The sequence below is a fragment of the Acinetobacter lwoffii genome (assembly GCF_015602705.1).
GTDB classification, from domain to species: domain Bacteria; phylum Pseudomonadota; class Gammaproteobacteria; order Pseudomonadales; family Moraxellaceae; genus Acinetobacter; species Acinetobacter lwoffii_E.
Genome location: NZ_CP059081.1, coordinates 2264736 through 2278434, shown reverse-complemented (window position 1 = coordinate 2278434; position 13699 = coordinate 2264736). Strand labels below are relative to the sequence as shown.

The following is a 13699-nucleotide window of genomic DNA, read 5'->3' as shown; positions in this document are numbered from 1 at the left end:
AAAAGAGTCTCAATAGAGACTCTTTTTTATTTGGATTTCTTATAGCCACCTATTTGAAAGGACTGGGACAGTCATGCACAATAAGCTTCTAAGTAAATAGAGAGCTGAAACCAGACCATGTGCCAACTGCTCGGAATGAATTGTGCCACCCCGACGGATATTACTTTTTCTTTTCGCGGGTTTTCCCAGCGGGCGGGCATTACCTCTGATCATGCGGATGGTTTCGGGATTGCTTTCTTTGAAGATAAAGCCTGCCGTCTGTTCGTCGATAACCAGTCCGCGATTGAATCACCGATTGCCGAGCTGGTACGTAATTATCCAATCAAATCACGCAATGTGATTGCCCATATCCGTAAAGCGACCCAAGGCAAAATTAATCTGGAAAACTCGCATCCTTTTAGCCGTGAACTTTGGGGGCGGCAATGGATTTTTGCCCATAATGGCGATTTATATGATTATTTTCCTGAACTGTCAGGGCGCTTTACCCCAGTCGGAAATACCGACAGTGAGCGTGCCTTCTGTTACCTGCTGGATCAACTGGTGAAACGCTTTGGCTATCATGAGCCGAAACTGGATCAGGTTTTCGATCTTCTAGCTGAAATTTCACCTGCAATCGCGGAGCATGGCACCTTTAATTTCTGCCTGTCGAATGGTCAGGCGCTGTTTAGCTATGCGATTACTAAACTCCACTGGCTGGTACGTGAATACCCGTTTAGACCGGCTCAGCTGATTGATATTGATGTCGAAGTGGACTTTAGTCAGGTCACGACCCCTGAAGATCGCGTCGCAGTGATTACCACTGAACCATTGACCCAGAATGAAGAATGGACTGCCTTCCAGCCCGGTGAAATGATCCTGTTTCAGCATGGGGCGAAAGTACGTTCTCAGTTGACACATGTTGAACGTCTGGAACGTGAACGTCTTGATCCTTCCTTAAAACGCGTCACGCGAGCTGATCAATATTAAAACGCGATCAAAGACGGAGTTTAAACTCCGTTTTTTTATATTTTTAAATAGGAAAAAATCTAAGAATAAATAAAGGTTTATTACAGTTTTTGGTTAATTAATATCTTAGCCTTTTACTCAGGATAAATTATTTTTAATTATATATAACAGAAACTTAAAATGAAAAAGCCGGATTTAGGCGGAAAGCCGACTAATTTGCTTCATTTTTATTTGAATCAATACGCTATATGCTCATTTTCACGTTATAAGTCCTTAATATTTATAGGTGGTCGTAATGAAAATGAAATGGGTTCCAGATTATAATACTGGTATCGATGTGATTGACGATCAGCACAAACGAATTCTCGATTATATCAACGAAATTGATGCCAATACCGAGCGTGCCCGTATTAAACAGATTCTCGACAATATTATTGATTATACCCAGTCGCATTTCACCTTTGAGGAATCTCTTCAGGAAGAAGCCGGCTATAAATATCGGGTGCCGCATAAACGTGTGCATGACCTGTTTATTAAAAAAATCGAGTCTTATCGTGACCGTTTTGAACTGGGACAGTCCATTGAATCAGAGCTGCACGAAGTATTATCGAAATGGCTGATTAACCATATTCAGCACGATGACGCCGATTATGTCGGTGCCGTAAAAGAAAATATGATGGGGATCATCAAGGAAAAAGAAAAGAAAACAGGTAAAAACTGGTTCGCTCGTTTCTTCTCATAATAAAAGACGTAACGAGATAACAAAAATTAAAATCTAATTATAATTTTTGCGCAGCAAATCACTGTCATGGTGGTTTGCTTTTTGTTTTTGATTTTCACCGCTTCACAAGGCAAAATAGCGCTAGATTTTTATAGGAATGCATCATGCAGGACAATGCTATGTCAAAATGGTTATCGCCGCTGATGGCTTTCTGTTTATCGTTTATTATCATCGCGACGCTCGCACCGATAACCGGTATCCAGATTGATCGTCAGCTGGATTTCTGGATGCTCTGGTTGGCCACCATGCTGATTCTGGCGCTTCCAGTCTGCTACTTGGAAATTGCTTTGGCCAAGCGCTCTAAAACAACGCCATTACAGGCGCTGTCGACGCTGACCCGTGAAGCTGATGCGTCACAGAAATGGCGTATTGTCGGCTGGTTAAGTGTGATCTTTATTCCGTTTTTGGCAGGTGCCATGCTGAACAATGCCAGCAATGTTCTGGCGATTGCTGCACTTGATCTTGCACCCAATCTTCTGTTGATTGGATTGGCAATAGTAGCGTTGGCCCTGTCACTGCTACCGCGTCAAATTTTATTGGCTGTTACCACGATTGGCGTACTGGCGTCTCTGGTTCTAGCCAATGTGATGGGAACGGCGCTACCTGCATGGCAAGTCACACCAGTCGAGTTCTCGGAATGGGGCAATGCCACCGTATTGGCTTTGGTCGCAAGTGGTCTGGGCATGGGCTTGTACTGGCAATCTAGTCTGAGCGCTGTACAACAACAGGATGTCGCCAGCAAGACGGTATTGCCGATCTGGATTGCGCAGCTAGTTGCTGTCATTGCATTTGCTTTCTTTGCTATACAAGCGCAAATCCCTGCATTTACTCTAGTCGTAGCGATGGTCGCAGCTGCTGCATTAATTCTGCAAATGGCACGTGAACAGTTACAGCAACGCCAGCTTCATCGTGCGATTCAATGGGCGATTGTGGCAGCGGTTACACTGATCTGGGCTATTCCAAATCTAAGCCCAATTTTCAATGTGGTCTTGTTAGTCTGGGGCCTATTGATTTGTTTGATCTATGCATTATTTGCCGGCTGGATCATGAAGATCAGTCATTTGCGTAAATCAATGAATTTTAGCTCTGAAGCGTTTTATAACATCTGGCGTATTGCAGTACGTGTGGTGTTGCCGGTCGGGATTATTCTTGCAATCATTGCTGTCTTAGGACAATTCGTCTGATGAGTGAGGCGATGATCTGGGTAGCGTATGCGACGTCAGAAAAACAATTTCATCTAGCCGTGCCATTTCAGCCTGGCATGACGGCACTGGATGCGATTCAGCAAAGTAGAATCCGTGAGCAGGTCGAATTGCCTGAACCGTTATCTCTGGGCATTTTTGGCGTGCGTTTGCAAGATCATCAGCAGCTATTGGCAGCAGGGGATCGGGTGGAAATTTACCGAGCACTGACCATCAATCCTAAGGATATTCGACGTAGACGTGCCGAAAAAAATCCGGTGGGTCGTTATGCCAGAGGCAATCTTTTAAGAAAGCTGAAACCGTCTTCCGAATAGAAAGCGGCTTGAATGAGCAGTAGCCTCAATGATCTGCTCAATCAATCAGCTTAATCAAAAAAGCCCCTGATGATTCAGGGGCTTTTTCATGAGAAACCGACTATAGTGGAGGAGCATTTAAAATTGCTTCTTTTGATCCTGGTAAGCCGGGTTGAGATTCTGGAATCGTCTCCAGACCTTCAACACGTTCTACGATACCAGACTGGTTAAAGTAGATTTTCAAATGCTGGCCTTGGGCTGCCGGGATCTTGGCTTTTTTAGCGTAGGTTCCTGGGGTATAGTTATAGATGTAGTCCCAACGTAAAGGATTCAGTGGATCGCTTACTGTTGGACTGCCCAGTAAGAAACGCACCTGTTGATGGCTCATTCCTACCTGAATTTTAGCGGCTTGTGCTTGGGTTAAAGGGGTTCCTTGTGGAATATCTACTTTATAAACACCTAATGTCGAACAGCCGACGAGCAATGAAGTGACGAATAACGTCAACATGATTTTTTGCATTTTGCTAAACTATCCCAAATTAATTATGATGCATTTGATCCAAGGATAGATCATACTGCATCTAAACTTTGTTGCATATTCCAACTTTGATTTTGTTGAGAGACCTTTTTACATGACTATTTCAAACCAAGATTTACGAAAAGCTGGGCTGAAAGTTACCCTTCCACGAATTAAAATATTAGAATTACTAGAAAATTCAAAACAACATCATTTAAGTGCGGAAGATATTTACAAGACTTTACTCGATCAGGGCGAAGATGTAGGTTTAGCAACTGTGTATCGTGTGTTAACGCAGTTTGAAGCAGCGGGCATCATCGAACGTCATAATTTTGAAAATAATCATTCAGTTTTTGAAATTATGCAGGAAGATCACCACGATCACCTGGTATGTTTAAATTGCAGCAAAGTTGTTGAATTTATTAATGACACGATTGAAAAAGAGCAGCATGACGTTGCTGAAAAATTTGGTTTTGAATTAACCGGTCACTCCCTGAATCTGTATGGCTACTGCGATGCGCCTGCCTGTCAGGAAGTGTTTCGTAAAAAATAATTTGAGCTTGGTTCAAACAAAAAAAACAGGCTTCATGGGAAGCCTGTTTTTTTATGCCTTCAAGATGATCAGGACTGACCATCAAAGGTAATATTGGAATGTGCACGTAATAAGTGGCTGCCACCTTCTTCTGACAGTTTGATTTGCAGACGCAGATCGTTGGGTGAGTCCGCATGTTTCAGCGCATCTTTATAGCTGATCTGTTTGGCTTTATACAAATCATACAGCGCCTGATCGAAGGTCTGCATGCCCAGTTCACGGGAACGCTTCATCAGATCCTTGATCTCATGCACATCACCTTTACGAATCAAGTCGGCAATCAGTGGTGAGTTAATCAGAATCTCAATCGCTGCACGGCGACCATTACCATCGATGGTTGGAATCAGTTGCTGTGCCACAATGGCTTTCATGTTCAGGGACAAGTCCATGAACAGCTGATTATGTCGGTCTGCTTCGAAGAAATGGATAATCCGGTCAATCGCTTGGTTGGCGTTGTTGGCGTGCAGGGTAGCAAAGACCAGATGACCGGTTTCGGCAAAGGCAATCGCATAATCCATGGTTTCACGTGAACGGATCTCACCGATCAGAATCACGTCTGGTGCCTGACGCAGGGTATTTTTCAGGGCAATTTCAAATGAATCAGTATCGATGCCGACTTCACGCTGGGTGATAATACAGCCCTTATGCTGGTGAATAAATTCGATCGGATCTTCAATGGTAATGATATGACCTTTGGAATTTTCATTGCGATAACCGACCAAAGACGCCAGCGAGGTTGATTTACCGGTACCCGTTGCCCCGACAAAAATAATGATGCCACGTTTGGTCATCGCCAGTTCTTTTAAAATTGGCGGTAACTTGAGTTCATCCATAGTTGGAATAACAGTTTCAATCCGACGCAAAACCATCCCCGGTTGATCGCGTTGCTGAAAGGCACTGACACGGAAGCGGGCACTTTTGTCCGGTGTGCTGATGGCAAAGTTACATTCACGACTGTCAGCAAATTCTTTACGCTGCTTTTCGGTCATGATGGAATTGAGCAGTTGTCCTACTGCCGCACCCGGTAATTTTACTGAGCCAATCGGTAAAATCTGACCATTAATCTTGATGGATGGTTCGACATCGGCAGTAATGAACAGATCCGATGCTTTTTTCTCCACCATATAATCGAGTAAGCCGTTAAAATCCATGTATATAAACCCCAATACAATTCAATTTTCTTATAAAAATGCTTCTGGCTGTTTGGCTGCAGTACGTGCAACTTGCGGGCTGATCAAACCTTTGGACACCAGTGTTTTCAGGGTCTGGTCCAGTGTGGTCATGCCATAGTTGGCACCGGTCTGAATTGCTGAGTACATTTGTGCGACTTTGTTTTCACGAATTAGGTTACGAATCGCCGGAATACCAATCATGATTTCATGCGCCGCCACACGCCCACCGCCATTTTTCTTCAGCAGAGCCTGTGAAACTACGGCTTGTAGGGATTCAGACAACATGGCACGTACCATGTCTTTTTCTTCAGCAGGGAATACGTCGATCACACGGTCAATGGTTTTGGCCGCTGAGGTGGTATGCAGGGTACCAAATACTAAGTGGCCGGTTTCTGCCGCAGTTAAAGCCAGACGAATGGTTTCAAGGTCACGCATCTCACCGACCAGAATAATATCCGGATCTTCACGTAATGCAGAACGTAATGCTTCATTAAAGCCATGCGTATCACGATGCACTTCACGCTGGTTAATCAAACATTTCTTGGACTGATGCACAAATTCGATCGGATCTTCGACGGTCAGAATATGGTCATAGCGGTTGTCATTAATATAATCCAGCATCGCCGCCAAGGTAGTTGATTTACCCGAACCGGTTGGACCTGTGACTAGTACCAGACCACGTGGATATTCACAGATATCTTTAAAAATCTGTCCCATGCCCAGATCTTCAAGGGTCAGTACTTTAGAGGGAATGGTACGGAATACCGCACCGGCACCGCGGTTCTGGTTAAATGCGTTGACACGGAAACGTGCCACGCCAGGCACTTCAAAAGAAAAGTCAGTTTCCAGATTTTCTTCAAAATCACGGCGCTGTTTATCGTTCATGATGTCATAAACGAGTTTATGCACTTCTTTGTGTTCTAATGCTGGCAGGTTGATGCGACGAACTTCCCCATCGACACGAATCATTGGCGGTAAGCCCGCAGACAAGTGTAAATCCGACGCACCATTTTTAGCAGAAAATGCCAACAATTCTGTGATATCCATAAGGTCCCCGAGTTCATTAAAATGTTAATTATTTTGATAGAATAATAAGGCTTTCCCACAGCTTAACCAACACTTAGTTCATGGGCAAGGGAAAAAAAGATGAATGAAATGAGAACCCCATCAATGAATATGTTGCAACAGTCACGAAATCAGGTCTTAGTGCAAATTGAAACTGCCTGTGTTGAGGCCGGCCGCGAAGCAGATGCGGTGCAACTGCTTGCCGTTTCCAAGACCCAGCCGAGTAGCGTGCTGGTAGATATGTATCAGGCAGGGCAACGTGCTTTTGGTGAAAACTATTTGCAGGAAGCACTGGAAAAAATCACGGCACTGAAAGAGCTGGACATTGAATGGCATTTTATTGGACATGTGCAACGTAACAAAACCAAGGCTCTGGCAGAAAATTTTGCCTGGGTACATGGAGTCGATCGCCTAATTATTGCCGAGCGCTTATCAAATCAGCGTGGAGATGATCAGCCTGCACTAAATATCTGTATTCAGGTCAATATTGACGGTCAGGATACCAAGGATGGCTGTCAGCCGGCAGAAGTTGCAGATCTGGTGGCACAGATCAGCCAACTGCCGAATGTACGTTTACGTGGTTTGATGGTGATTCCAGCACCGAATAATCCTCAAGCCTTTGCTGATGCCAAAGTTTTATTTGATGTAGTAAAAACACAACATGCTCATCCTGAAGACTGGGATACTTTAAGTATGGGCATGTCTGGGGATATGACCGAAGCGATTGCTGCGGGTTCTACCATGGTTCGTGTTGGCACAGCCCTATTTGGTGCACGGCCTAAAAAAGATGTATAAACTACTAATGTCAGTTTTTTGCAGCAAAGCGTTATCGCAGGGTATTGGATAACGCTTTTTTTCTGGCTGGTTCGAGCCATTTAGCCATCAGCCAGGCAAAAACTATTAAGCTGCACATGCTGGCAAGCAAGGCTAAAACTGCTCCACCCAGACCATAGGCCAAAGTTGCTGGAATACAGCCCAAAATAAATAAAAGTAAGGGGAAATGGGTGACATACAAGGTATAGGAAAAGTCTGCGGATTGAACCCAGACCGGATGGTAGTGACTACATTGATGCTGGAGCTGTACCAGCCAGCAGCTAAAGGCCAAACCCACACAGAAATTAAAAGGGGCAAAATTCGCAGCACGGTATTGCTGGGCCTCATCAATCAGCTGAAACTGGTAAGCATCAAAACAGGCGATTAGAAATGCCAAGCCGACTAGGGCTAATTTGACCGATTGTAAGCGGTTTAAAAAACGTAGCTGGATATATCGAAATGAACAGGCAAAGGCACTAAGCCAGACCAGAAAATAAATAAAAAACTGGATGTTCAGTAATGACAGTATAGCCAGAACCATAAAAAATCCGATTTTGGCGATTTCCGAATTTTTTAAAAAAGGTAGGAATCCGGCCAGCACATAAAACCACACTTCATAGCTCAGGCTCCAGAGTGCAGCATTGGCTGAAACCGTTGGTGTTACAAAGCCATTCAAAAATAGCAGCGAACCAAAAAATTCCATCATGTCTACATTATAGTCAGTCCGGATCATCATGCCAAAACTGTGTTGAAAAGCATGAGTATGGCTGGCAAATAATAGTGGAGCGAGTAGATAGAGAACCAGGGTCAACCCCATGGCAAACACAAAGGGTGGTAAAATTCTGCTGCAACGCTGTCGAGCATAACGGTGCAGATTGAACTGACCATGCTGATGAATGTTGTGCTGGATCGAATAGCCGATCAGATAGCCACTTAAGGCAAAGAAAATCATGACTGCAGCCTGTCCAAGCAGGCGTATCCATGAATAAATGCTGGTATCGAAAGGCGCAATAAATGCCTGAAAGCAATGACTGAACAGCACCACAATGGCACTGATACCCCGTAGGCTCTCAAGCTGTAGGCTGAAATAGGGTGAGAGCGTGTTCGGGGCAGGGTGAATCATCGTTAACCTATAATCTGAATGGTACTGGCGCCTGCACCTACAGGCTTGACCTGAATCTGTACAGGAATCCGTTCATGCATTTCCTGAATATGTGAGATTACGACCACTTTACGTCCCTGACTTTGTAAATGATCCAGTGCATTCATCACCATATGTAATGAAGATGCATCAAGGGTGCCAAAACCTTCATCGATAAACAGGGATTCTATTTTCATGGAGCCTGAAGCCATATTGGCAATTGCCAAAGACAAGGCAAGGGCGGTCAAGAATGACTCACCACCAGAAAGCGATGAAACAGAACGGGTTTCACCACCCATATCATGGTCAATAATGGCAAGACTGAGTGAGTTGTCTAAACGTTTTAAGGTGTAACGCTGAGACAGCATCGCGAGTTGCTGATTGGCAAATTCAAGCAAAATATCAAGGTTATATTGCTGCGCATAATCACGGAATTTTTTGCCTGTGGCATCCCCCATAAGACTGGAAATTTTATTCCAGCGATGTTCTTCAGTTTGAATTTGCTGAATTTGTTCAGCAAACTGTTTTTGCTTGTCTAGGTTCGAGTAGTGAACATCTAACTTGGTCTTAAGTTGGTCACGCTGTTCTTGTCGCTCTGCTAAAGCTTTAAGGTTCAGTTCAATGGCACGCTCAATCTGTAAGATTTGTACTTCAGGTTGAGTTTGTAAATGTTGTGTGAGCAGATGTTGTGTGGTTTTCAGTGCGGATGCTGCATCGACAAAGGCATGTTCGATATCTTTAATATGTTGACGTAGTTTTTGAGTTTCTTCAGTTGAAATGAGGCTTAATTGTGAAATCAAAGCATGATTAAAATCTAAATTTTGATTTAACCAGTGTTCGATTTCTAAAACACAAGCATGATGCTGTGTTTCAAGTTGAGCCAACTGAATTTTGAGTTGATCAAGCTGCCGTTGTTGGCTATCAAATTGTTGACGAGCTGTTTCGAAACTTTGTTGTATTTTCTGATATTGCAGCTGTAAATTTTTACGCTGTTCATCGTGTTGAGTCAGCCATTCATGTGGTTTATCGACCCAAGTTTGAGTCATCTCAAAAATAAGCTGAACGGCAAGTTCCTTGTTCTCTTGTCCTTGACGCTCAAATTCAACTTTATCTTTTTCAGCGAGTTCAATCTGATTATTTTTGGCTTGAATCTCGTTATTTTTTTGAGCGAGTAGTTGAGCTTTCTCATTCAGTTGCTGATTTAAAGTCTCAAGATTCTGCAACAGATGCTGACGCTCATGCAATTGTTGCACAATGTGTTGTGCAACAGTTAAGGTTTGCTTATGCCAAGCATTTCGTTGATCAGCAGTGAGCAGGTCTAGAAGGTATTGAATATTCTGTTCAGCTTGTTGAACAATCGACAGTTGTTGTGAGATTTGCTGAATATTTTGGGTTAAATTCCGTTGTGTTTTTTCAACCTCATCGAGTTGTTTGATATTTTCCTCAAGTGTTATTTTTTCTTGTTGCAGGATTTGATTGACTTGAAGCAGTTGTTGTTCAATCTGTTCAGATTGTTGGGTTAAGTCTATTTGAATTTGGGTATTTTTGAAGCTTTGATAAAGCGCCTGTTCATGCTGTTGATGTTGAATATTTAAATCATCGAGACGTTTTTGCTGTTCGCTCAAAGATGCTGTTTGCTGTGTGTGTAATTGCTGAATCTTTTGCCAAGCATTAAAACTGTCTTGTTCGATTTGAATCGCTTGCTGCTCTTGTTGCTCTTGCAAATTGACGAGTTCACTCGATAGTGCAGAAAGGTCAGTTTTAAATGGATGATGTAAACTGCCACAGACTAAACATGCTTCTCCATCAATCAATTGCTCGCGTAATTTCTCAATATTTTCAGCATGTAATAAGCGCTGTTGTTGCAGCATGCGTTGTAAGTTTTCACGTTCAAGTTTATGGGTTTGGTATTGCTGTTCTTGCAAATCAACTTGGATTTTACTTTGGGCACTCTGCTGTGCGAGCGCATTGCACGTTGTTTGCAGTTGATGCTGTTCAGAGCGTTGTTGTAGCCATTGTTTAAATTGATTTTGAATTAAACTAAATTGATGTTGTTGCTCCAAATTTTTTGCCTGATCGCGGCGAAGTTCTAATAGTTGGTGATCAATTTTTTGGTCATCGCCATACTGTTGTTGTAGTGATTCCAATTGCTGCTTTTTCTGACTTAAATCAGTTCTAGCAGAAGCAATATCGCCATATTGTTTTTCAAAACTTTGGTAATGCTGAATAAATCGTTGTAACTGTGTGAGATGCGCGGAAAGTCCATCATCTAAACTGCTTAGTTGCATCGTTTGATTCAACTGTTCGGTTTGTTTTTGCTGATCTGACTTGAATTGCGCTAATTCCTTGTGTAGCTGAGTTTGTACAAGGATTAAGGGCTGTAACTCTTTTTGAAACTCGTCCAATACAGATTTTGCTTTAACAAACTGTTTACCAATGAATTCACGTTCTTGAATACAGTGACGGACTTGGTCAATACGGTGCTGATGGGTGTGTTCAAAATGCTGTAGCGCTTTGAGTTGTTCATCAATCTGTTTAAATGCAGTCTGTTTTTGCTCAAAAACTTGCTGAATGGTATGAAACTGTAGTTCAGTACTTTGAATTTGAGATTTTAACCGAGCTAATTCTGTTTGTGTTTTTTCTTGCTGGATCATACTTGGACGGATGGATGCAAAAACTTCGAGTTGTTTTAGACGGCCACGTTCTGTATTCAGTAAATCAAATTTTTGTTGTTGCTCCACATGCTGACGCTGTCGTTGCTGAACATCATTTTCCAGCTTTTGCTTTTGTTCAAACCATCGCTGGTTTTTTTCGAGTGCCGATTTTTCTTGTTCTAATTTTTTGTATTCAGTACAGATTGTATTGAATTGATCGCTTATAGTCGCTAAATCTTCTTCTGACAAAGTCTCGATATCACCGAGTCTGACTTCTAAAGCTTTGCGCTGATTGGCGATTTCCTTGGTTTTTTCATATGCCAATTGACCAATTTTGCCAAAAATACTGGAGTTGGTCAGATATTCGAGCAGTTCACCACGTTCAGTATCCCGTGATTTTAAAAATGCGGTCACTTCAGATTGAGCCAATAAAACGGCACGGGTAAATTGCTCAAAACTCAGCTGAGTAATTTGCAGAATTTTAGCTTCTACCGCTTTGGCTTTATCGGCAAGAATATTGCCATCACTCAGACATTTCAGTGAACGTTGCACACTTTGCAATTTGCCTGTGGGATTTTCACGTGCACGTTTAATTTCCCAGCGAGCTGAATATACTTTTTGATCTTGTGCAACAAAACTTAGTTCGGCAAAACCAATGCCTGTACCGCGACGCAAAACAGTTAATGGGGAATTGGTGAGAAGTTCAGAACCATCGATATCAGTCAGTTTGCCATCGCTATCTTTTAAACGAGGTACACGATTGAACAGTGCCAAACACATTGCATCCAGAATCGTGGACTTTCCGGCACCTGTTTTACCGACAATTGCAATTAAGCCTGCACTGGCAAGTGGATTGCTTTCAAAATCAATAAAATGTTCACCTGCAAGCGATGCCAAGTTTTTTATACGAATAGATAAAATTTTCATGGCATATCCTTATGGCGTTTCATTAGCATCAATATTTTTTTCCGCCTCAATAATCAGGCTGAGGAAATCTTTCAGCACCGAATCATCGGCGCTGTAACCCTGTTTGAGCCAAAGCTGTTCAAATAGTCTTTTGGGTGTTGGCGGCTCTAAATGGATCTTCTGAGCTTGTGCATCATCAAGATTAATAGCTTGATATTGACGTGAAATGCGCACCAGTCGATAGCGGTTCGGCGGAAGTGCATCTTCAAAAGTTTGTCTTAAATTGGGTGGAGGAGGCGTTGCCGTATGATATTCAATATCGATATATTCACGTTGATCAATTGCTTCAATTTCCCCATGTTCAAGGGTTCGAATATGCTCAAAGATTTCATTGAGTTCACCACGGAGTCGATGCAGGCGTACACTGCGTGGAATAAGCAAAGCTTCAAACTGAAAACGTGCCTCATCTTCTAATTGAGGGTCAATCCTGACTTCAACTATTTGATGCTTATAATTAATCTCACTAAATGACAGCGGAATCGGAGAGCCACTATAGCGAATATGCGGCTGACCGACTTTTTGTGGTTTATGCAAATGCCCCAGCGCGACATAATCAATCACGTCATCAAACAGCGCCGTCGACAGGGCTTCTTCATTGCCGACAATAATCGGACGCTCGGAGTCCGAGGTCTCACCACCTTGCATGTGCGCATGTGACATTAAAATCAGTGCCTGATGTGGCTGTTTGCGGGCTTTGGCTTCAGCAATCAGTTGTTGATGCAGATAACTGATCGCGTTCTGATTATTGTTGGTATGTTCATTCAGTCCGGTAATTTCGGCACTGCGTAAATAGGGCAGGGTCAGACACCAGGCGATGATATTTTTATCCTGATCATAAATAGGAATAAGTAGACGATCCAGGTTCAGGGTATTTTCTGCAGTGCGGCCTACGATTCCCACAGCTTTGGCATTGAATTTGGCCAGCAAGGGTTCAACCTGTTCAATCCGGTAACCGGAATCATGATTGCCTGCAATCATCAGGGTCTGCATATGTGGCGCCAGATCGTGGGCATCGGCCAGAAACTGGTACAGCTGTCTTTGCGCACTGGAAGCGGGATTGATCACATCAAAAATATCGCCGGCAATCAGCAAGGCATGCGGTTGCTTTGCTTTAATTTGCTCAAGTAGCCAAGTCAAAAACTGCGCATGTTCAAATTCACGGTCATGGTTATGGAAAAATTGTCCCAGATGCCAATCGGAAGTGTGAAGAAAATGAACTGCCATGTAATGAACCCCAAGATATCTGCCTTGCTACTATAGGAAAAAGCACAGGTAAAAATCTACTTGAAATCGATATTTCAGTGAATTGTTTGTGATTTGGAGGCTGAATTTATTTTGATCAGTATGGATATTAATGGACGGTTGTATCCAGATCATCAGATATTAAAGGTTCTGCAAGCCCTCAGATTTTAGAAATAGGGATTTTAAAAAATAAAAACCGACGATTCGAGTGATGATGAAATCGTCGGTCAAATTTGTGTTACATGAAGATTTTGGCTGCTATTCAAAATTTCCCTGTACACTGGACTTATTGCTTTAGCTCTAAAGGTCAGCAAAA

12 protein-coding genes are annotated in these 13699 nt (G+C 42.8%); 6 read left to right on the top strand and 6 right to left on the bottom strand.

The annotated features are described in order from the left end of the window. The first annotated feature begins 117 nt into the window (after window positions 1-117). The 4 genes from H0S56_RS10935 to H0S56_RS10920 all read left to right on the top strand — a co-directional run bounded on the left by H0S56_RS10935 (window position 118) and on the right by H0S56_RS10920 (window position 3242). A complete protein-coding gene (locus H0S56_RS10935; RefSeq protein ID WP_004730575.1) occupies window positions 118-966 on the top strand; it encodes a class II glutamine amidotransferase in 849 nt (282 codons plus the stop codon). A 274-nt stretch (window positions 967-1240) separates the two neighbouring features. Further along, a complete protein-coding gene (locus H0S56_RS10930; protein ID WP_004279272.1) occupies window positions 1241-1687 on the top strand; it encodes a bacteriohemerythrin in 447 nt (148 codons plus the stop codon). 143 nt (window positions 1688-1830) lie between these two features. Further along, window positions 1831-2910: a hypothetical protein gene (locus tag H0S56_RS10925; protein WP_114541547.1), complete on the top strand. Its 1080-nt coding sequence runs from the start codon at window positions 1831-1833 to the stop codon at window positions 2908-2910. Then, the gene (locus H0S56_RS10920; protein WP_005247100.1) at window positions 2910-3242 is read left to right on the top strand and encodes an RnfH family protein; all 333 of its coding nucleotides are present in this window, start codon (window positions 2910-2912) and stop codon (window positions 3240-3242) included. The genes H0S56_RS10925 and H0S56_RS10920 overlap by 1 nt, the downstream gene beginning before the upstream one ends. A gap of 100 nt (window positions 3243-3342) precedes the next feature. Here the strand turns inward: H0S56_RS10920 and H0S56_RS10915 are convergent, their stop codons facing one another. After that, a complete protein-coding gene (locus tag H0S56_RS10915; RefSeq protein ID WP_004279275.1) occupies window positions 3343-3741 on the bottom strand; it encodes an outer membrane protein assembly factor BamE in 399 nt (132 codons plus the stop codon). A 112-nt stretch (window positions 3742-3853) separates the two neighbouring features. Here H0S56_RS10915 and fur point away from each other — a divergent pair, with 112 nt between their 5' ends. Then, window positions 3854-4291, top strand: a complete 438-nt coding sequence (gene fur / locus H0S56_RS10910) for a ferric iron uptake transcriptional regulator (RefSeq protein ID WP_004279276.1) — start codon at window positions 3854-3856, stop codon at window positions 4289-4291. A gap of 68 nt (window positions 4292-4359) precedes the next feature. Here the strand turns inward: fur and H0S56_RS10905 are convergent, their stop codons facing one another. Together H0S56_RS10905 and H0S56_RS10900 are read right to left on the bottom strand one after the other, a co-directional pair. Further along, window positions 4360-5481: a PilT/PilU family type 4a pilus ATPase gene (locus H0S56_RS10905; protein WP_004646138.1), complete on the bottom strand. Its 1122-nt coding sequence runs from the start codon at window positions 5479-5481 to the stop codon at window positions 4360-4362. 30 nt (window positions 5482-5511) lie between these two features. Then, entirely contained in the window at window positions 5512-6549 is a 1038-nt protein-coding gene (locus H0S56_RS10900) for a type IV pilus twitching motility protein PilT (protein WP_004279279.1), read from the bottom strand. A 123-nt stretch (window positions 6550-6672) separates the two neighbouring features. Here H0S56_RS10900 and H0S56_RS10895 point away from each other — a divergent pair, with 123 nt between their 5' ends. Further along, window positions 6673-7362 carry a YggS family pyridoxal phosphate-dependent enzyme gene (locus H0S56_RS10895; RefSeq protein WP_195726084.1) on the top strand — a complete coding sequence of 230 codons (690 nt, stop codon included), beginning with the start codon at window positions 6673-6675 and terminating at the stop codon, window positions 7360-7362. A 31-nt stretch (window positions 7363-7393) separates the two neighbouring features. Here the strand turns inward: H0S56_RS10895 and H0S56_RS10890 are convergent, their stop codons facing one another. From H0S56_RS10890 to H0S56_RS10880, 3 genes are read right to left on the bottom strand one after another with little or no spacing between them, the layout of a single operon-like run. Further along, complete coding sequence (locus H0S56_RS10890; protein ID WP_406935375.1) at window positions 7394-8500, bottom strand: acyltransferase family protein; 1107 nt, start codon at window positions 8498-8500, stop codon at window positions 7394-7396. Between the two features lie 5 nt (window positions 8501-8505). Next, window positions 8506-12102, bottom strand: a complete 3597-nt coding sequence (locus H0S56_RS10885; protein WP_195725057.1) for an AAA family ATPase — start codon at window positions 12100-12102, stop codon at window positions 8506-8508. 9 nt (window positions 12103-12111) lie between these two features. Further along, entirely contained in the window at window positions 12112-13365 is a 1254-nt protein-coding gene (locus H0S56_RS10880; RefSeq protein WP_195725056.1) for an exonuclease SbcCD subunit D, read from the bottom strand. Window positions 13366-13699: the final 334 nt, after the last annotated feature.